The sequence below is a fragment of the Candidatus Thiopontia autotrophica genome (genome assembly GCF_982804495.1).
Genome location: NZ_CEYDPX010000015.1, coordinates 1 through 18,694, shown reverse-complemented (window position 1 = coordinate 18,694; position 18,694 = coordinate 1). Strand labels below are relative to the sequence as shown.

The following is an 18,694-nucleotide window of genomic DNA, read 5'->3' as shown; positions in this document are numbered from 1 at the left end:
GCTCCAACTAATTTTTAAAGGAGAGTTTTGTATGAGTCATTTTCTTGATCGTCTGAGATATTTTGGCAAAGTCAAGGATACCTTCTCAAAAGGGCACGGCATTACCACAACGGATGATCGTCAGTGGGAGGATACCTATCGTAATCGCTGGCGTCATGACAAGGTGGTTCGATCTACCCATGGTGTGAACTGTACCGGTGGTTGTTCCTGGCAGATTTTTGTCAAGAATGGTCTGGTTGCTTATGAGATGCAGCAGACCAACTATCCCCGTACCCGTGATGATCTGCCCAACCATGAGCCCAGAGGGTGTCAGCGTGGCGCCTCGTTCTCCTGGTATCTCTATAGCCCGCATCGGATCAAGTATCCATTGGTGAGAGGACGACTGGTCGACCTCTACCGCAGAGAGCGTGCAAGCGGTAAGGATCCTGTGGACTCATGGGCAGCGATTCAGAATGACCCTGCAAAGCGTGAAAGCTATGTCGGCGTTCGTGGACTGGGCGGATTTGTTCGCGCAGAGTGGGATGAGATGGTTGAGATGATAGCAGCGGCCAATATCCACACCATCAAGAAGTGGGGACCGGACCGGATCTACGGATTCTCCCCAATCCCGGCGATGTCGATGATCTCTTATGCGGCTGGCTCCAGGTACCTCTCCCTAATAGGTGCTGGAGTTGGCTCTTTTTATGACTGGTACTGTGATCTGCCCCCTGCCTCACCGCAGGTCTGGGGTGAACAGACCGATGTACCGGAGTCCGCAGACTGGTATAACTCAAAATACATTATTGTCTGTGGTGCCAACCTGCCGATGACCCGTACCCCGGATGCCCACTTTGCGGTGGAGTCCCGTTACAACGGTACCAAGATTGTGTCGATGGCGCCGGACTATGCAGAGTATGTGAAGTTTGCCGACCTCTGGATGCCGGTCAAGCAGGGTACAGACTCTGCTGCATTCCTGGCGATGGGCCATGTGGCACTGAAAGAGTTCCATATCAATCAGCAGGATCCATACTTTACAGAGTATGCACGTAGCTTTACCGACTTCCCGATGCAGGTCATTCTGGAGAAGCAGGGCGACAGGCTGGTTACCGGACGTTTCCTACGCGCCTCTGACTTTGACAACAACATGGGCGAGTCCAACAACCCGGAGTGGAAGACCATTGTTTTTGACAAGAAGAGCAACGCCTTTGTTGCGCCGAACGGTTCTGTAGGATTCCGTTGGGGTGAAGAGGGTAAGTGGAACATTCTTGAACAGGCCCACGGCAGAGAGACCGAGGCTGAGTTGAGCTGTATCGATAGCAAGGATGATGTGGTTGAGGTTACCTTCCCACACTTTACTCCGGAAGATGGCGACAGCCTGGTTCGCAATATCCCGGCACGCAAGCTGAAATTGGCCTCGGGTGAAGAGGTCTATGTCACCTCCGTGTTTGATCTGCAGGTTGCTCAGTACGGTATTGATCGTGGTCTGGGTGATAACCTGGCAAAAGATTACTCTGATGAGTCTGTACCTTATACTCCTGCATGGGCGGCCAAGGTAACTGGCGTGCCTGCTGCGGATCTGGAGCGTACCGGTCGTGAGTTTGCCGACAACGCCTCGAAGACCCGTGGTAAGTCGATGGTGATTCTGGGTGCGGCAATCAACCACTGGTACCACAACGATATGAACTATCGTGGGATCATGAACCTGCTCCACATCTGTGGTTGCGTGGGTCAGTCTGGTGGTGGTTGGGCACACTATGTGGGTCAGGAGAAACTCCGTCCACAGGCGGGCTGGGCACCGATTGCCTTTGGTCTCGATTGGCACCGTCCACCGCGCCATACCGCCTCGACCACCTACTGGTATTTCCATACCGATCAATGGCGTTATGAGCGGGTTGAGGCCGATGGATTGTTAGCTTCTACCGCAAAGGGTCGTTATAAGGGTTACCAGCTGGGTGACTACAATGTGGTCGCACAGCGTCTTGGATGGACCCCATCCATGCCGCACTTTGACAAGAATCCGATTGAGATCGTCAAGGAGGCAGAGGCAGCCGGCGCAACCGATGAGGCGGGTGTATCCAGCTATCTGGCTGAGAAGCTGAAGGCGGGTGAGATCAACTTCGCCTACGAGGATATCGATGCGGAAGAGAACCATCCACGTAACCTGTTTGTATGGCGTTCCAACCTGATTGGTTGCTCCTCCAAGGGGCATGAGTACTTCCTCAAGCACCTGCTCGGCGCACAGAATGGTGTCATGAGTGAGGGTACTGAGGGTGCTGCCTGTCAGGAGATCAAGTGGAGAGAGAAGTCTCCAACCGGAAAACTGGATCTGATGGTGGATATCAACTTCCGCCTCAACTCTACTGGTGCCTACTCCGACATGGTTCTGCCAACAGCGACCTGGTATGAGAAGGCGGATCTGAACACCACAGATATGCACCCCTTCATCCACCCACTGGGTAAGGCGGTGGATCCTGCATGGGAGTCTAAATCAGACTGGCAGATCTTTAAAACCATTGCCAAGAAGTTCTCTGAACTGGCGGAGACCCATCTCGGTACCCAGAAGGATGTGGTCGCACTGCCAATGCAACACGATACCGCAATGGCCCTGGCGCAACCGTTTGGTGAGGTCAAGGACTGGAAGAAGGGTGATTGTGATCTGATTCCGGGCAAGACCGCACCGATCTTCAAGGTGGTGGAGCGTGACTATCCCAACACCTATGCCAAGTACATTGCGCTTGGACCCCTGATGAACAAGTTGGGTAATACCATCAAGGGGATAGACTGGAATACCGATAAGGAGCTGGAAGAGCTCGCCTCTCTCAATGGTGTAATCAAAGAGGAGGGGATCAGTAAGGGGATGCCTTCACTCTCCGAGGATGTTCATGTCTGTGATGCAGTGATGCGGATGGCACCAGAGACCAATGGTGAGGTGGCGCATAAATCGTGGAGTGCCCAGTCTAAGAAGACCGGTGTGGACCATAGCCATCTCTACAGAGGGCGTCAGGATGAGAAGATCACCTATCATGACATTGTGGCTCAGCCACGCAAGATTATTACCGCGCCCACCTGGTCTGGTATTGAGTCGGAAGAGGTCAGCTACAATGCCTGTTACACCAACCTGCATGAGCATATCCCTCTACGTACGCTGACTGGGCGTGCCCAGTTCTATCAGGATCATGAGTGGATGCTCGACTTTGGTGAGGGGTTCTGTGCCTTCAAACCGGCAGTGGATCTGCAGGCGCACAAGAATGTGCCTGAAGCGGTCAAGGGTAAACCTCATCTGGTGCTGAACTGGATTACGCCACACTCCAAGTGGGGCATTCACTCCACCTATCAGGATAACCTGAGAATGTTGACCCTGTTCCGCGGCGGCCCTTACTTCTGGGTCTCTGAGGAGGATGCACGGTCGATTGGGCTCAAGGATAACGATTGGGTTGAGGCGGTGAATGACAACGGTGCAACCGTTGCTCGTGTTGTGGTCTCACAACGTGTTCCTAATGGAATGGCCATCATGTATCACGCTCAGGAGAAGAACGTTAACGTTCCTGGTTCCAATACCACAGGAAAACGTGGCGGAATTCTCAATAGTGTGACCCGTACGGTACCCAAACCCACCCATATGATTGGTGGTTATGCACAGCTATCTTATGCATTCAACTACTACGGTACGGTGGGTTCGAATCGTGATGAACATGTCATTGTCCATAAGATCGAGGATCAGGATGTGGATTGGTTAGAGCGTCCGTTGACGCCAGAGCGGGAGGCGAAGAAAAACCCTCCAGGCATCAATAACTAATCGCGTCAGTATCGTCAGCACAATAGGAGAATAAAACATGAAAATACGTGCACAAATTGCAATGGTACTGAACCTCGACAAGTGTATTGGTTGTCATACCTGTTCAGTAACTTGTAAGAACATCTGGACGAACCGTAAAGGGGTTGAGTACGCCTGGTTCAATAACGTCGAGTCTAAACCCGGTATTGGTTACCCCAAGATGTGGGAAGACCAGGAGAGATGGCGAGGTGGTTGGGTCAACAAGAATGGCAAGCTGGAGCTGAAGGCCGGTGGTCGTGCCAGCAAACTGCTGAACATCTTTGCCAACCCGGACATGCCAGAGGTGGATGACTACTACGAGCCATTCGACTATGACTACCCCAAACTGCAGAACAAACCTCTCTCTGAGGCGGCGCCTACAGCGCGTCCACTCTCCCAGATTACCGGTGAGACCATGGACAAGATTACTTGGGGACCGAACTGGGAGGATGATCTGGCGGGTGAGTTCGAGAAGCGTTCACAGGATAAGAACTTCGAGGGGATTCAGAAGCAGATGTATTCAGAGTTTGAGAATACATTCCACATGTATCTGCCTCGCCTCTGTAACCACTGTCTGAACCCGGCCTGTGTGGCCAGCTGCCCATCCGGCGCGCTCTATAAGCGTGATGAGGATGGGGTGGTTCTGGTGGATCAGGATCGTTGTCGTGGCTGGCGCATGTGCGTGAGTGCATGCCCCTACAAGAAGATCTACTACAACTGGGAGTCGGGTAAATCAGAGAAGTGTATCCTCTGTTATCCTCGCATTGAGTCTGGCATGCCGACGGCCTGTGCGGAGTCTTGTGTAGGTCGTATCCGTTATATGGGTGTGATGCTCTATGATGCAGATCGCATTAGTGATGCAGCCGGTACCCCAGTAGAGACCGATCTTTATCAGGATCACCTGAACACCTTTATGGATCCAAACGATCCAGAGGTGATTAAGCAGGCATTGGCAGATGGTATACCTCAATCCTGGATTGATGCGGCGCAAAACTCACCTGTCTACAAGATGGCGGTGGATTGGAAGATCGCCTTCCCGCTCCATCCAGAGTATCGCACCCTGCCTAGCATGTGGTATGTGCCCCCAATGTCGCCAGTACAGGGACAGATTGACCAGGGTAACCTGCCAACTGAGGCCGATGGTGTGATTCCAACGGTGGATGCACTGCGATTCCCAACCAAGTTCCTTGCCAATCTGTTGACGGCAGGGGATGAGAAGCCGGTTACCGATGCGATCCGTCGTCTATTGGCGATGCGTAGCCATCAGCGTATGAAGGCGGTTGAGGATGGTGAAGGGGCGGATGCATTGAAGACTGCGGGTCTCACGGTTGAGCAGGCAGAGGAGATGTACCAATATCTTGGTATTGCCAACTATGAAGATCGCTTTGTGATTCCGACCTCTCATGAGGAGCTACGTCTTGATGACCCTTACGGGTTCCAGGGGCAGAATGGTTTCTCTGGTGGTAACACCAGTGGGCAGGGCGAAGATTCTGGACGAGGACTCTCTCTGTTCCCGGTTCCTCGCAAGAAGACGGTCACCCCGATGGCTATCGTGGCTCCACCCAAAAGCAGAAAATCTTAATAAGGAGAGTTAGAGATGAAACTTTATACAGTACTGGCTCGCTTGTTGGATTATCCAACGCCTGAGCTGATGAATCATCTATCGGAGATCACGGAGGTGATCGATAGTGACTCTGAGATCAACAGAAGTGAGGGTAAGGCGCTACGTGAGTTTATCAGCTGGCTACAGCTTCATGACTTGACTGGAATCCAGCAGGTCTATGTACAGACCTTTGATATGGTTCCTGAGCATGATCTTCATATGACCCACCATATTCATGGTGACAGTCGTGATCGTGGTCCGGCATTGATCGACCTGACCGAGCATTTCAAGGCCAACGGTCTTGAGATGAAGGATGGGGAGATTCCTGATTATCTGCCTCTGTTGTTGGAGTATGTCTCCACACTGGGAGAGGATGAGTGCCGCTTCTTCCTGGCAGACGTTGGGAAGATCCTTGCGATCCTCGCAGATAATCTGGAGAAGGCCGACAGCCCGTATGCAAAGTTGGTTCGTATGGTCGAGAACCGTGGTCAATTGGTTAAAGCCGCTTAAAGGAGCAGGAAATGACATTACATGATTTTATTTTTGGTGTTTATCCCTATCTGGCTGGAACAGTCTTTATTCTGGGCAGTTGGATACGTTTTGATCGTGAGCAGTACACCTGGAAAGCGGATTCCAGTCAGTTACTGAGCAATAAAGGGATGTGGTTGGGGAGTAACCTGTTTCATGTGGGGATCCTGGGGATCTTCTTTGGACATGCAGCGGGTATGTTGCTACCCCATAGTTGGTGGCAGATGGTTGCTACCGATGTGCAACATCAGTACATTGCGATTTATGCGGGTGCTCTGTTTGGTGGAATGGCGCTTGTGGGTGCGGCAATACTGGTTAATCGTCGTATGACCAATGCGAGAGTGAAGGCAGTAAGCCGTAAACGGGATAACTTCGTTATCATCTGGCTGTTGGCAACGGCTGCGCTGGGGTTGAATACCATTCCTGGTTCACTGCACCATGCTGCTGAGGGGGATGTGACGACGATGCTGGTTCTTGCGGATTATGTGAAGAGCATTGCAACATTGAGCGTTGATCCTAGTCTGATTGCCGGTGTATCGGGTGCCTACAAGATCCATATGTTCTTTGGTATGACAATATTCCTGGTCTTCCCATTTACTCGTTTGGTTCACGTCTGGAGTGTTCCACTCACCTATCTGGGACGTGCTTACCAGATCGTTCGGGCCAAAAAAGTGATGATGAACTAGGATCTGTATCTATCTTGATACGGTGGTGTTGTAATAGTTCTGTGGGCTGGGGGATGTGCTGATTAATCTGCACCCCCAGCTTTTTTTTGAGAAAAAATAGGGTATTAATGATGGCAATGAACACAAATCCAACAGCAATTCGGGTTGAGTATGTCAACGTGGATGGTAAGGAGATTGCAACGGACCAGGAGGGGTATATCCAGGATCTTGATCAGTGGTCAGAGGGGTTTGCGACTGCTCAGGCGAAGAAGGAGGGGATTGAGGCGTTAACCGATGAGCACTGGGATGTTATTAACTTGATTCGAGACCACTATGACGAGCATGGGGTGCAGATTGAGGTGAGAAAAATGATTAAGCACTTTGCCAAGGTGTGGGGCAAGGAGCATGGAAATAATCGTTATCTTCATGACCTTTTTCCCATGGGTGGCCCCCAAAAGCAGGGGAATCGAATTGCCGGGATACGTAAAACCAAAGGTGAGCACTAGAGAGACTGTCTCAGCTCTCTGTAACCCACTTCTCAAAACGGTTCAGAAGATCCGGCAGTTCGGGGGCCGAGATACAGTAGAAGACAAAACTGCCACGATCTTCTCATAAACCTCTAGCGGGGCCTGGAGATCGAGACATTTTCTTGGTCTTGTATTCAGTGACGCGGCAATTCGATTGAGGCGTGTTTGTGAAAATTCAGAGAGAGATGGAGTAGAGGTGATTTAACAATAGCCCGTAACTATATAATAGAGTTTTCGGGCGCCATAAAAACAGCCCACCATATTTCATATGATGGGCTTTTTGTTGGGTAAAAACTATTTTATTCTGTAACTAAATGAAAAATAAGATCAATTGGCGGAGAGGCAGGGATTCGAACCCTGGGTAGGCTATTAACCTACGCCGGTTTTCAAGACCGGTACATTCAACCAGCTCTGTCACCTCTCCAGATGTGCGCGCAATTCTACGAGATTATCTGTGAAATCGCTACCCGTAATACTCATAACGGGCAAAAAAATAATCGATAAAAAAACCCTGTACGATCAGATCGTACAGGGTTTTTACTAAACTCAGTAAAACTGTGTCTTACTGTGCAGCAGGAGCTACAGGAGCGTAGTAGTAAGGACGGCTCTCTGTGCGAACATCAGAGTCACCCTTGAAACGTGCATTCTCAGCAGCGTCCATGTCAGCTTCCATGTTAGAAGAACCCTTACCAGAAGCGTTGATAGTCATGCTGAAGTTACCCTCTGCGTCAGCATTTCCCTTACCAGCACCACGACCCTTTCCGTCGAAAGCACCGTCAGCAGAACCAGTTCCGTAACCAGACTGGTTGTCGTCAGATCCACCGAAGAAAGCAGAAGCGCTAGAAGCAACAGCAACAAGAGCGATAGTAGCAATAATCTTTTTCATGATATTTTCCTTTCAAAAATTGGCCAACCAGGCTGGCCTTCTATAAAAATTCTGTCTCGGAGGAACTCCCCTTAACAACTGTCTGCAAGTATATAAGAAAGTTATTGAATAATACAGAAGCAATAATTTATAAGTCAATAAAAATACTTATGACGATAGGTCGTTTTGTGCGCAGGATAACTATCTGATAAATATGCAGTGTTTATATAATATAGATCTTTATTATCTTTTAAACAAAAAAAACCCCATACATAAATGTACGGGGTTTTTTTATACGAAGAGTACTCTTCTTACTTAGCTACAGGAGCTCCGTAGTAAGCAGGAGTGTTCTCAGTGCGAACGTCAGTAGTACCGTTCATGCGTGCATTCTCAGCAGCGTCCATGTCAGCTTCCATGTTAGAAGAACCCTTACCAGAAGCGTTGATAGTCATGCTGAAGTTACCCTCTGCGTCAGCATTTCCCTTACCAGCACCACGACCCTTTCCGTCGAAAGCACCGTCAGCAGAACCAGTTCCGTAACCAGACTGGTTGTCGTCAGATCCACCGAAGAAAGCAGAAGCGCTAGAAGCAACAGCAACAAGAGCGATAGTAGCAATAATTTTTTTCATGATATTTTCCTTTAAACTTAAAATTAAAAAATGGTTAAAAATTTTGAATCGGAGTTGTATCTCCTCAACATTTGCGCCCATTATAAAGAAAATCCTTGGATAGTAAAATAGTAGTTATTTATCCGCATATAGATAAAACTAATGCTCTCTGGTTGGGTGGAACTCAACTTCTGGCCAACGCTCTATAGTCAGATCAAGGTTGACCCTGGTTGGTGCCAGATAGGTGAGGTTGCCGCCACCATCAATCGCCAGGTTGTCACTAGCTCTTTTTCTAAATCGCTCCAGCTCAACCCCATCCTCGCACTCGACCCAGCGTGCAGTTGCAACCGAGACATTCTCATAGATCGCCTCCACCTTGTACTCATGTTTAAGTCGGTGGGCAACCACATCAAACTGCAGTATGCCGACAGCGCCTAGAATAAGGTGGTTGTTATTAAGAGGCATAAAGAGCTGGGTCGCCCCCTCTTCGGATAGCTGCTGCAGCCCTTTCTGTAGCTGTTTGTTCTTTAGCGGATCCTTGAGCCGAACCAGACGGAAGAGCTCCGGGGCAAAGTGGGGGATGCCGGTAAAACGTAGTGACTCCCCCTGACTGAAGCTATCTCCAATCTGAATGGTGCCGTGGTTATGGAGCCCGATAATATCCCCCGGCCACGCCTCATCCGTGTGGGAGCGGTCACCGGCCAGAAAGGTGAGGGCATTGGGGACTGCAATATCCTTGTTGATGCGGCTATGGCGTAGCTTCATCCCCTGCTGGAATTTTCCTGAACAGACCCGCATAAAGGCGATCCGGTCACGATGTTTTGGATCCATATTGGCCTGGATCTTGAAGACAAAGCCGGTGAACTTCTCCTCATCCGGAGTGACAGTTCGATCCTCTGTGTCACGCGATTGAGGAGTGGGGGCAATCTCCACAAAGCCATCCAGCATCTCCTTGACCCCAAAATTGCCCAGTGCAGTACCAAAGTAGACAGGGGTGAGACTCCCGGCCAGATACTCATCCAGATCAAATGGGTGGCTCGCCCCCTGCACCAGCTCCAGCTCCTCACGCAGATCATCAGCCAGGCTGCCGATCGCCTCATCCAGTGCCGGATTGTCCAGCCCCTCAATTATCTGCTCATCCTGAATGGTATGGCCCTGACCCTTCTGGTAGAGAATGGTGCGGTCTCTGTCGAGCTGATAGATCCCCTTGAACTCTTTGCCCATACCGATCGGCCAGTTGATGGGGGCACACTTTATGTTAAGAATCTCCTCCACCTCATCCAGCAGCTCAATGGGGTCACGGATATCACGATCCATCTTGTTGATAAAGGTGAGAATGGGGGTAGTACGCAGTCGGCATACCTCCATTAGCTTGATTGTGCGAGGCTCAACACCCTTGGCACCATCAATCACCATCAATGCAGAGTCAACCGCAGTCAGGGTGCGATAGGTATCCTCCGAGAAATCCTCATGCCCCGGGGTATCGAGCAGATTTACCATCCGCTCTTTATAAGGGAACTGCATCACCGAAGTGGTGACCGAGATGCCACGCTCCTTCTCCATCTCCATCCAGTCCGAGGTGGCGTGACGATCAGAGCCACGCCCCTTGACGGTACCGGCCTGCTGAATCAGCTTTCCGAACAGCAGCAGCTTCTCGGTAATGGTTGTTTTACCCGCATCGGGGTGTGAGATGATGGCAAACGTCCGCCGTTTGCCGATCTCATCCTGGAGTTGACTCATCTGTTTTGAATCTATTCAGCAGCTTCCTGCTCGGAAGACTCTCCTTCAGACGGTCCCTCACTAATCTCAACCATCTCGATTGCAAAGGTCAGGGCCTTGCCGGCTAGTGGGGCATTGCCATCTACGGTAACCGTCTCATCATCGAATGCGGTGATGACGAAATTTAGAGTCTCACCGTTTGGTCCAGATGCATTCATCGGCATTCCAACCTCAGGCTCCAGATCATCTGGCATCATCGAGCGATCAACCTGTGCGATCATCTCCGGGTTATGCTCTCCGTAGGCATCCTCTGGAGCAAGGGTTACAGTAACGCTCTCTCCAACCACCATTCCACAGCAAGCCTTGTCAAAGCCTGGAATAACCTGGCCGCTGCCGATAGTGAATTCTAGAGGCTCTCTACCCTCCGATGAGTCGAACTGGGATCCATCCTCCAGAGTCCCTGTGTAATGTATCTTTACGGTATTACCATCTTCTGCTTTAGACATAGCTCTTCTTCCCTGAAAAAAAGCGCCATTATACCTTAGCCCGAATATTTCACCAGAACGGGCTAGTGCCCCCTATTTGCCTCCCCGCTGTCGATTGCGAAGTAGCGTGTTGGATAGGCGCTGCATCGACTGCCCCAGCTCCCCCTTGATAGAGCGTGCCTGGCGAGAGAGCTGTTCCGCCACCTTGGTAGAGGCCTGTTTTGCAGTGATTATCTCGGGTGGTGGTGGCTCGCTGGAGAAGCGGACTTTCAACCTCACCCGCTTAACCTGGCGCACCCCCTCCTGATGCAGCAGATCAAGAATATTCTGCTGCAGAAAGCGTCCTCGTTGTGCCCAGGCAGGGGAGTCTGCATGGACAATGGCAACCCCCTCGGCATTTATTGAGCTCAGCCGCAGATGGGATGAGTATGGAAGCCCCAGCCTGGGGATCACCTTTCTGTTTAACTGGTTAATATAGTATGCCTTTTTTAGCAGATGGCTGGAGACCTCACCCCTGGAGAGAAAGAATGTTGGTTGTTTTCCCCAAGGCTTGCGGTTTTTCAGTGGCGGCAGACTCGCCTCGACAAAATCATCCGGCAACTCCTTTCTGGGACGCAGCGAACGCCCCGGCTTATCGGATGTCATACCACTACTCTGCAACAACTTATGCAGCCTCTTCAGGCTGTTATCTGTGGAACTCATGGTTTGACATGATACGGTAATTAAGGGGCATATACCTAAGGAACCTCCCCTTATTTACTGCTGAACCCATAGTCTACCGTGATACCATCCATTTTTATGGAGAGGCCAACCCTGCCCGAAACCACACGCCCCGGCGTCTACCGGATGCTCAATGCGGATGGTGAGATCCTCTACATAGGGAAGGCGCGCAATCTCAAAAAGCGGGTCTCCAGCTATTTTCGTAGCAGTGGACTAGCCCCAAAAACCAGGGCGTTGATGTCTCATGTCGCCTCAGTTGAGGTTACGACCACCCATACCGAGAATGAGGCACTGATTCTTGAGAGCAATCTGATCAAGAGACACCGTCCCCGTTACAACATTCTGCTGCGGGATGACAAAAGCTATCCATACATATACCTCTCCACCCACACCAAATTCCCCAGGCTCGGACTCCATCGCGGTGCTCGAAATGGCAAGGGGCGCTATTTTGGCCCCTACCCAAGTGCCGGGGCGGTGCGCGAAAGCCTGAGGCTGATGCAGAAACTCTTTCCGGTACGCCAGTGCGAGGATGGCTTCTTTCGCAACCGCTCCCGCCCCTGTCTGCAGCATCAGATCCAGCGCTGCAGTGCCCCCTGCACCAGACTGATTACCCCCGAAGAGTATCGGCAGGACGTAGACCATGCGGTGCTCTTCCTGGAGGGCAAAAGCGGTGAGGTGGTCGATGATCTGATAACAAAAATGGGGCAGGCAGCATCCGGGTTGCAGTACGAAAAGGCAGCCCGCTTCAGAGATCAGATCTCGACTCTGCGCAGGGTACAAGAGAGACAGTACATCAGCGGAGAGCGTGGAGATCTCGACGTGGTGGCAGTGGCAATGCAGGGGGGCAGTGCATCGATCCAGCTCTTCAATTTTCGCCATGGCCAGAATCTCGGCAACCGCACTTACTTCCCCAAAAATGCACAAGGCAAAAGTGAATCGGAGGTTCTCTACGCCTTCCTCTCCCAACGCTATCTGGAACAGAGCGCCCCCGCGGAAATTCTGGTGACTCAAGAGCCAGATCAGCGAGAGCTACTGCAGGATGTGCTCTCCACCCACGCAGGCCACAAAGTCTCGATTCGCCACCAGCTGCGCGGGGATCGTACCCGCTGGATGAAAATGGCACAGGAAAATGCAGAACTCGCCCTCCAGAGTCGACTATCACATGCGTCAAGCGCGATTGCCCGGGTTGAGGCGCTTCAAGACGCACTCAAACTGCACCAGCTACCGCAACGGATGGAGTGTTTTGACATCAGCCACACCATGGGGGAGGAGACCGTCGCCTCCTGTGTGGTCTTTGAGGATGGGGTGGCGCTCAAATCGGATTATCGACGTTTAAATATTCGTGACATTGCCGGTGGGGATGACTACGCAGCAATGCGCCAGGCCCTGCAGCGACGCTACACACGCCTAATCAAAGGGGAGGGAAAGCTCCCCGATCTACTGCTGATTGACGGCGGTCCGGGGCAGTGCAGTCAGGCCAGCAGCGTACTGGAAGAGCTCCAGATCGAGGGGGTAACCGTACTGGGGGTCGCCAAAGGGCCAGACCGCAGAGCGGGACAAGAGAGGCTCTTCCTCGACGGCGCAGCAGCGCAGACCCTGCCTGCAGACTCCCCGGCACTACTGCTGATCCAGCAGATCCGGGACGAATCCCACCGCTTCGCCATCACTGGACACCGCCAACGTCGCGCCAAAAAGAGAAATCGCTCCCCCTTGGAGGAGATTTCAGGGGTGGGGCCGAAGAGAAGACAACAACTACTCAACCATTTTGGAGGGCTGCAGGAGATTGTGCGTGCAGGAGTTGAGGATATATCCGCAGTGCCAGGGATCAATCAAGAGATTGCTCAGCGGATTTATGATAGATTTCACGAATAATGACGCTTAACGTCCCCACAATTCTTACACTGCTGCGGATCATCCTGATCCCCTTCTTCATCATCGCCTTCTACCTGCCGGCTGAGTGGGGGAGAATGGCAGCCGCAGGGATTTTCGTGCTTGCGGCACTGACCGATTGGCTCGATGGATTTCTGGCAAGAAAACTCAATCAAACATCACCCTTTGGGGCATTCCTGGATCCGGTTGCAGACAAATTGATGGTGGCGGCTGCACTGGTGCTATTGGTAAGTGATATGCCTACATTCTGGGTAGCCATTCCTGCCATTGTCATTATTGGTCGTGAAATTGCGATTTCGGCACTGCGTGAATGGATGGCAGAGATGGGCGGCCGTGCCAATGTGGCAGTCTCAATGATTGGAAAAATAAAGACCGCAGTGCAGATGGTTGCTATTTCGATGCTTCTTTATCTAGAGCCTATAGGGGATATTCCGACCTCAGTAGTCGGTATGGTGCTACTCTATATAGCAATGTTGCTGACTCTGTGGTCAATGGTTATCTATCTGCGTGCAGCGTGGCCAGTTTTACAAGGTGACGACTAACCCCAAATCCCCAGATATAAACATAAATACTGCACAACAGATTGATCCTACGTTTCTATCTGGGGATTTGGGCTAACTCTTTTTGACTAGTGGGGGTTGACAGGAGGCAATCAAAGCATAGAATATGCCAACTCTTACGCGGGAATAGCTCAGCTGGTAGAGCACGACCTTGCCAAGGTCGGGGTCGCGAGTTCGAATCTCGTTTCCCGCTCCAAATTTTATTGGAAAAGTTAAGGGGACATATACTAGTTATGTGTCCCCTTAATTTTTCAAAATTCCAAAGTCATCTTGGCTGGATGGCAGAGTGGTTATGCACCGGCCTGCAAAGCCGTGTACACCGGTTCGACTCCGGTTCCAGCCTCCATTTATTATTCGGGGCGTAGCGCAGCCTGGTAGCGCACCGGCATGGGGTGCCGGTGGTCGGAGGTTCGAATCCTCTCGCCCCGACCAACTTTAGGTGGTTCAAACCCTGTAGAATTGCGACTTCGGATGAGCGGAGGTGGGCTGCCTTCGGCGCCTCCCTTGCGGGATCGAATCCTCTCGCCCCGACCAACTTTAGGTGGTTGACAGCAGAGCTACCTCCCCTTCGGGGATCAAACCCTGCTCCTCCTCCCATGCCTGGATCATCTCTTCTTAATGGTTGCGGTTTGTATGGTTGATTGATAATGTCATCCCTATTAATTGATAACTATAAGAATTTGATGTGAAAATCACTAAGTATGTTTTTCCTGTAGCAGGTCTGGGGACTCGTTTTTTGCCTGCGACCAAGGCGATTCCGAAGGAGATGCTTACGGTTGTCGATAGGCCGCTGATTCAGTATGTTGTCGAGGAGGCGGTGGAGGCTGGTGCCGAAGAGATTATTCTGGTATCTCACCCTGAAAAGAGTGCCCTGGAAGAGCACTTTAGGGAGAACCCCAGGCTTGAGGCTGCTCTGGAGGATAAGGGGAAGGATGAGCTGCTGCAGAAGGTGCGTTCCATTCTTCCCAAAGGGGTCACTGTTTCCGTTGTCTACCAGCACCAGCCGCTTGGGCTTGGGCACGCTGTGCTCTGTGCCAGGGATGCAGTGGGCGATGAGCCGTTTGGGGTGATCCTGCCTGATGTGTTGATCCATAACGGTGGCCAGGGGTGTATGGCGCAGATGGTGAAGGCGTTTGGTGAAAAGGGTTCTGCCATCATTGGCGTAGAGACGGTGCCGCTGGATGAGGTAGAGAAATATGGCATTGTTTCGCTTGAGGAGGGGGAGAGCGGCAAATTGCAGAGGATGAGTGGGGTGGTGGAGAAGCCATCGACGGCGGAGGCGCCATCGCAACTCTCTGTTGTTGGGCGTTATCTATTAACCCCAAAGGTGATGGATCTGCTGGAGACGACCGAGAGTGGTGCGGGGGGCGAAATTCAGCTAACAGATGCAATTGCCGCCTTGATTGTGGAGGAGTCAGTCTATGCCTATACCTTTGATGGTATAAGCTATGACTGTGGATATAAATTTGGATACGTACGGGCAAATATAGAGTACGCGTTGAGAGATAATGAAATTGGTGATGAGGTAGGGCAGTTGATTCAGAAACATGCTGGTGGGAACAATGGCTAATCCGCTGGTAACAGATAGCAGTGCATGGCAGGCGCTACAGGGCCATGTGTCGGAGATGGGTACTCAGCACCTGCGGGATCTGTTTGTGGAGGATCCCGACCGCTTTGACCGTTTTTCAATCCAGCTCGATGGGGTGCTGTTCGACTACTCCAAACAGAGGGTTCAGCCGGAGACTATCAATAAGCTGATTGCCCTGGCCAACCAGCAGGAACTTCCCGAGCGGATCAGCCAGCTGTTGCGTGGTGATCCGCTCAATAGCACGGAGGGGCGTGCGGCGCTCCATACTGCACTGCGCAGCCGTCCGCAAGAGCCGGTGGAGGTAGATGGTCATAATGTGGTCGATGATGTCCATGCTGTGCGAGGGCAGATGCGCAATTTCGTGGGGCAGGTTCGTGGAGGCAGCTGGCGCGGTTTTACCGGCAAGAAGATTACCGATGTGGTCAATATCGGGGTTGGGGGCTCTGATCTTGGGCCGAAGATGGTCTGCCGAGCGCTACGTTCTATGGCGGATGAGACAGTTGATATTCACTTTATCTCCAGTATTGATGGCGCCCATGCGGCTGATATTCTGCCCCGCCTGGATCCGGAGACCACGCTGTTTGTGGTCTCCTCAAAGACCTTTACCACCGCGGACACAATGTCCAATGCGGCCGCGGCCCGGGCCTGGCTTGCCCTGGCGTCGGGGGGCGCCAATGTTGTTCATCGCCATTTTGTAGCAGCCACAGCAGATGTTGACAAGGCCCTGGAGTGGGGGCTGCCTGAGGAGAATATCTTCCGGTTCTGGGAGTGGGTGGGGGGGCGTTATTCGATGTGGTCATCCATTGGGCTGCCGATCGCGCTCTATCTTGGGAATGGTGCCTTTGAGGAGCTGCTGGAGGGGGCACGGTTGGTGGATCGCCATTTTGAGTCTGAGCCATTTGAGACAAACATTCCGGTGATGATGGGGTTGATCGGGGTCTGGAACAGTAATTTCCTGGGGATGCCGGGCCATGTGGTTCTGCCGTACGCGGCCCACATGAACCACTTCTCCTCCTATCTCGAGCAGTTGGAGATGGAGAGCCTCGGCAAGTCGGTGACTCTGCAGGGCGAGAGGGTCGATTACGATACCGGACCCATTGTCTGGGGAGGGGTGGGCTCCAATGCGCAGCACGCCTTCTATCAGCTTCTTCACCAAGGGACGCGCTTTGCTCCGATGGATTTTATTCTGCCAATAGATCCGGCGGGGGCAGATTTGGAGCAGTACCAACTGACTATTGCCAACTGTCTGGCGCAGAGCCGCGCCTTTATGGTTGGACAGGAGAGTGAGGATCCATATCTTAGACATGAGGGTAATCGCCCAAGCAGCACTTTTCTGCTGGATGCGCTGACCCCTAAAAGTATGGGGGTGTTGGTTGCCATGTATGAGCACAAGGTGTTCGTGGAGAGTGTGATCTGGGAGATTAACCCGTTTGATCAGTTTGGGGTGGAGCTGGGCAAGAAGGTTGCGGATCAGGTTCATCGGAACCTTCTCAACCACGAGTCACCATTAGAGAATTACGACAGCTCAACGGCCGGACTATTGAAGAAGATAGTGCAATGATATTGGGGTCAGGCTTCGCTTTTTGTGGTTATTCAACGCATGCATCAGATTGATGCGCTTCAAGGATGATTTCAGATGAAAATAACAGTATACGGCAATAATCCATCTGCTCTGGTGACAGCTGCCTGTCTGGCGGATATCGGTAATGAGGTGTTGCTGGTCTCATCGACTTTTCCATTTGCAGAGAAGATAGAAGAGAGCTCAATCAGTGAGCCGGGGCTGAAGAAGCTGCTTGGCCAGCAGTTGGATAGTGGTCGCCTGCGTCTCTCCCAGTCACTGAATGAGGGTGCTGAGTATGGTGGCCTGCACTTTTTGTTGCTAGATCCGGAGCAGCTGGAGCTGGCTGAGACCATTGCGGGACGTATCGGTATGGTGATAGAGAGCGACACTCTTCTGGTGAACCGTACCACCTTCCCGATTGGCACCTCGGACAGGCTTTATGAGATCGTCCAGGATGAGTTGAATCAGCGCGGGGCGCCGAGCCATTGTCATCTGATTGTGGAGCCAGATTTTATGACTGAGGGGCGGATGATCCAGAATTTCCGTCGTCCAGATCGGATTCTGTTGGGGAGTGACTCCGTTGAGGGGGTAGAGATTATGCGTGACCTCTATGCTCCCTATAACCGGAATCGTGATGTGGTGATGACGATGTCCCCACGCTCTGCAGAGCTTACCAAGTTTGCCTCCAATGCAATGCTGGCGACCCGTATCAGCTTTATGAACGAGATGGCGGATGTGGCGGAAGATGTGGGGGCGGATATTGAGGAGGTGCGTCAGGGGATGGGGTCTGATCAGCGTATCGGTTATGACTATCTATATCCAGGTACCGGTTTCGGTGGCCCCAACTTTGCCAAGGATGTCGCCACTCTCGCCAACACAATTCGAGAGGCAGGGTCTGCCGGACAGCTGCTGGATGCGGTATTGGAGATAAATGAACAGCAGAAGGAGGTGCTGTTCCGCAAGGCGTGGAGTCACTTCGAGATGGATCTGAGAGGAAAGCGGTTTGCGCTCTGGGGGATCTCCTACAAACCGGGCAGCTGTGATATCAGGAATGCTCCTGGAGTCGAGTTGGTGGAGACGCTAGTGGGGCAGGGGGCATCGGTACAAATTTACGACCCCGAGGCGATGGAGAGCGCAAAGCGATATTTTGGAGAACAGAGTGCGATCAGTTATGGGGAGGGGCGAGATTCAGTTCTTGATGGTGCTGATGGCCTGATGATTGTGACGGAGTGGAAGAGTTTCTGGTCACCAGACTTTAACTTATTGATTGAGAAGATGAAAACCCCGGTGGTTTTTGATGGTAGAAATCTCTACTCGCCAGAGAAGATGAGATCTGCCGGTATTAAATACTATGGGGTGGGGCGAGGAGAAAAATAAATATACATTTCTGTTTGCAATTCTATTTTTTCCGGGTATAGTAAGAACAAAAGGAGAACAAAAGTTCTCTTGTTGTTTTGTAACTGTTTACACTATACCGTAATCCGGGAGGAATGAAAAATGGAAGAGAACAAGCAGAAAGCCCTCGATGCAGCCCTTACCCAGATCGAACGCCAGTTCGGCAAGGGCTCCGTAATGCGCATGG

General features: G+C 51.7%; 15 protein-coding genes and 4 tRNA genes. 13 read left to right on the top strand and 6 right to left on the bottom strand.

Annotated elements, in window-relative coordinates; genetic code table 11:
- The first annotated feature begins 31 nt into the window (after positions 1-31).
- From AC3ZFK_RS05750 to AC3ZFK_RS05730, 5 genes are all read left to right on the top strand, one after another.
- Positions 32-3,775: a nitrate reductase subunit alpha gene (locus AC3ZFK_RS05750; RefSeq protein ID WP_487506496.1), complete on the top strand. Its 3,744-nt coding sequence runs from the start codon at positions 32-34 to the stop codon at positions 3,773-3,775.
- A 37-nt stretch (positions 3,776-3,812) separates the two neighbouring features.
- Positions 3,813-5,375 carry a nitrate reductase subunit beta gene (gene narH / locus AC3ZFK_RS05745; protein ID WP_487506497.1) on the top strand — a complete coding sequence of 521 codons (1,563 nt, stop codon included), beginning with the start codon at positions 3,813-3,815 and terminating at the stop codon, positions 5,373-5,375.
- Between the two features lie 15 nt (positions 5,376-5,390).
- Positions 5,391-5,906, top strand: coding sequence for a nitrate reductase molybdenum cofactor assembly chaperone (gene narJ, locus AC3ZFK_RS05740; RefSeq protein ID WP_487506498.1), 516 nt, complete (start codon positions 5,391-5,393; stop codon positions 5,904-5,906).
- Between the two features lie 11 nt (positions 5,907-5,917).
- Positions 5,918-6,610 (top strand): respiratory nitrate reductase subunit gamma, encoded by a 693-nt coding sequence (gene narI / locus AC3ZFK_RS05735; RefSeq protein WP_487506499.1) that lies wholly within the window; start codon positions 5,918-5,920, stop codon positions 6,608-6,610.
- 110 nt (positions 6,611-6,720) lie between these two features.
- Entirely contained in the window at positions 6,721-7,095 is a 375-nt protein-coding gene (locus AC3ZFK_RS05730) for a TusE/DsrC/DsvC family sulfur relay protein (protein WP_487541487.1), read from the top strand.
- 353 nt (positions 7,096-7,448) lie between these two features.
- Here AC3ZFK_RS05730 and AC3ZFK_RS05725 read toward each other — a convergent pair.
- The 6 genes from AC3ZFK_RS05725 to AC3ZFK_RS05700 all read right to left on the bottom strand — a co-directional run bounded on the left by AC3ZFK_RS05725 (position 7,449) and on the right by AC3ZFK_RS05700 (position 11,495).
- Positions 7,449-7,540, bottom strand: a tRNA-Ser gene (locus AC3ZFK_RS05725).
- Positions 7,541-7,678: 138 nt separating this feature from the next.
- Positions 7,679-8,002 (bottom strand): hypothetical protein, encoded by a 324-nt coding sequence (locus AC3ZFK_RS05720; protein WP_487506501.1) that lies wholly within the window; start codon positions 8,000-8,002, stop codon positions 7,679-7,681.
- A 290-nt stretch (positions 8,003-8,292) separates the two neighbouring features.
- Complete coding sequence (locus AC3ZFK_RS05715; protein WP_487506502.1) at positions 8,293-8,691, bottom strand: hypothetical protein; 399 nt, start codon at positions 8,689-8,691, stop codon at positions 8,293-8,295.
- 57 nt (positions 8,692-8,748) lie between these two features.
- The gene (locus tag AC3ZFK_RS05710; RefSeq protein ID WP_487506503.1) at positions 8,749-10,329 is read right to left on the bottom strand and encodes a peptide chain release factor 3; all 1,581 of its coding nucleotides are present in this window, start codon (positions 10,327-10,329) and stop codon (positions 8,749-8,751) included.
- 11 nt (positions 10,330-10,340) lie between these two features.
- Complete coding sequence (locus AC3ZFK_RS05705; protein WP_487506504.1) at positions 10,341-10,814, bottom strand: FKBP-type peptidyl-prolyl cis-trans isomerase; 474 nt, start codon at positions 10,812-10,814, stop codon at positions 10,341-10,343.
- Positions 10,815-10,886: 72 nt separating this feature from the next.
- Positions 10,887-11,495, bottom strand: coding sequence for a DciA family protein (locus AC3ZFK_RS05700; RefSeq protein WP_487506505.1), 609 nt, complete (start codon positions 11,493-11,495; stop codon positions 10,887-10,889).
- Between the two features lie 96 nt (positions 11,496-11,591).
- Between AC3ZFK_RS05700 and uvrC the strand changes: the two genes are divergently transcribed.
- The 8 genes from uvrC (at position 11,592) to AC3ZFK_RS05660 (ending at position 18,489) form a co-directional block, all read left to right on the top strand.
- Entirely contained in the window at positions 11,592-13,385 is a 1,794-nt protein-coding gene (uvrC, locus tag AC3ZFK_RS05695) for an excinuclease ABC subunit UvrC (protein WP_487506513.1), read from the top strand.
- Positions 13,385-13,945: a CDP-diacylglycerol--glycerol-3-phosphate 3-phosphatidyltransferase gene (gene pgsA / locus AC3ZFK_RS05690; RefSeq protein WP_487506506.1), complete on the top strand. Its 561-nt coding sequence runs from the start codon at positions 13,385-13,387 to the stop codon at positions 13,943-13,945. The genes uvrC and pgsA overlap by 1 nt, the downstream gene beginning before the upstream one ends.
- 138 nt (positions 13,946-14,083) lie before the next feature.
- A tRNA-Gly gene (locus AC3ZFK_RS05685) sits at positions 14,084-14,159 on the top strand.
- Positions 14,160-14,235: 76 nt separating this feature from the next.
- Positions 14,236-14,309 (top strand) — tRNA-Cys (locus tag AC3ZFK_RS05680).
- Positions 14,310-14,318: 9 nt separating this feature from the next.
- Positions 14,319-14,395 (top strand) — tRNA-Pro (locus AC3ZFK_RS05675).
- Positions 14,396-14,648: 253 nt separating this feature from the next.
- On the top strand, positions 14,649-15,533 hold the full coding sequence (gene galU, locus AC3ZFK_RS05670) for a UTP--glucose-1-phosphate uridylyltransferase GalU (RefSeq protein WP_487506507.1): 885 nt from the start codon (positions 14,649-14,651) through the stop codon (positions 15,531-15,533).
- On the top strand, positions 15,526-17,112 hold the full coding sequence (gene pgi / locus AC3ZFK_RS05665) for a glucose-6-phosphate isomerase (RefSeq protein ID WP_487506508.1): 1,587 nt from the start codon (positions 15,526-15,528) through the stop codon (positions 17,110-17,112). Before galU ends, pgi begins: the two co-directional genes overlap by 8 nt.
- 75 nt (positions 17,113-17,187) lie before the next feature.
- On the top strand, positions 17,188-18,489 hold the full coding sequence (locus tag AC3ZFK_RS05660) for a UDP-glucose dehydrogenase family protein (RefSeq protein ID WP_487506509.1): 1,302 nt from the start codon (positions 17,188-17,190) through the stop codon (positions 18,487-18,489).
- The last annotated feature ends 205 nt before the right edge of the window (positions 18,490-18,694 follow it).

What these genes read in the sequence shown, in the direction of transcription:
- AC3ZFK_RS05705 (WP_487506504.1), bottom strand. Translation starts at nt 10,814, where the DNA reads ATGTCTAAAGCAGAAGATGGTAATACCGTAAAGATACATTACACAGGG.
- AC3ZFK_RS05750 (WP_487506496.1), top strand. Translation starts at nt 32, where the DNA reads ATGAGTCATTTTCTTGATCGTCTGAGATATTTTGGCAAAGTCAAGGAT.
- narJ (WP_487506498.1), top strand. Translation starts at nt 5,391, where the DNA reads ATGAAACTTTATACAGTACTGGCTCGCTTGTTGGATTATCCAACGCCT.
- narH (WP_487506497.1), top strand. Translation starts at nt 3,813, where the DNA reads ATGAAAATACGTGCACAAATTGCAATGGTACTGAACCTCGACAAGTGT.
- pgsA (WP_487506506.1), top strand. Translation starts at nt 13,385, where the DNA reads ATGACGCTTAACGTCCCCACAATTCTTACACTGCTGCGGATCATCCTG.
- AC3ZFK_RS05660 (WP_487506509.1), top strand. Translation starts at nt 17,188, where the DNA reads ATGAAAATAACAGTATACGGCAATAATCCATCTGCTCTGGTGACAGCT.
- AC3ZFK_RS05710 (WP_487506503.1), bottom strand. Translation starts at nt 10,329, where the DNA reads ATGAGTCAACTCCAGGATGAGATCGGCAAACGGCGGACGTTTGCCATC.
- pgi (WP_487506508.1), top strand. Translation starts at nt 15,526, where the DNA reads ATGGCTAATCCGCTGGTAACAGATAGCAGTGCATGGCAGGCGCTACAG.
- AC3ZFK_RS05720 (WP_487506501.1), bottom strand. Translation starts at nt 8,002, where the DNA reads ATGAAAAAGATTATTGCTACTATCGCTCTTGTTGCTGTTGCTTCTAGC.
- AC3ZFK_RS05700 (WP_487506505.1), bottom strand. Translation starts at nt 11,495, where the DNA reads ATGAGTTCCACAGATAACAGCCTGAAGAGGCTGCATAAGTTGTTGCAG.
- AC3ZFK_RS05715 (WP_487506502.1), bottom strand. Translation starts at nt 8,691, where the DNA reads ATGGGCGCAAATGTTGAGGAGATACAACTCCGATTCAAAATTTTTAAC.
- uvrC (WP_487506513.1), top strand. Translation starts at nt 11,592, where the DNA reads ATGGAGAGGCCAACCCTGCCCGAAACCACACGCCCCGGCGTCTACCGG.
- narI (WP_487506499.1), top strand. Translation starts at nt 5,918, where the DNA reads ATGACATTACATGATTTTATTTTTGGTGTTTATCCCTATCTGGCTGGA.
- AC3ZFK_RS05730 (WP_487541487.1), top strand. Translation starts at nt 6,721, where the DNA reads ATGGCAATGAACACAAATCCAACAGCAATTCGGGTTGAGTATGTCAAC.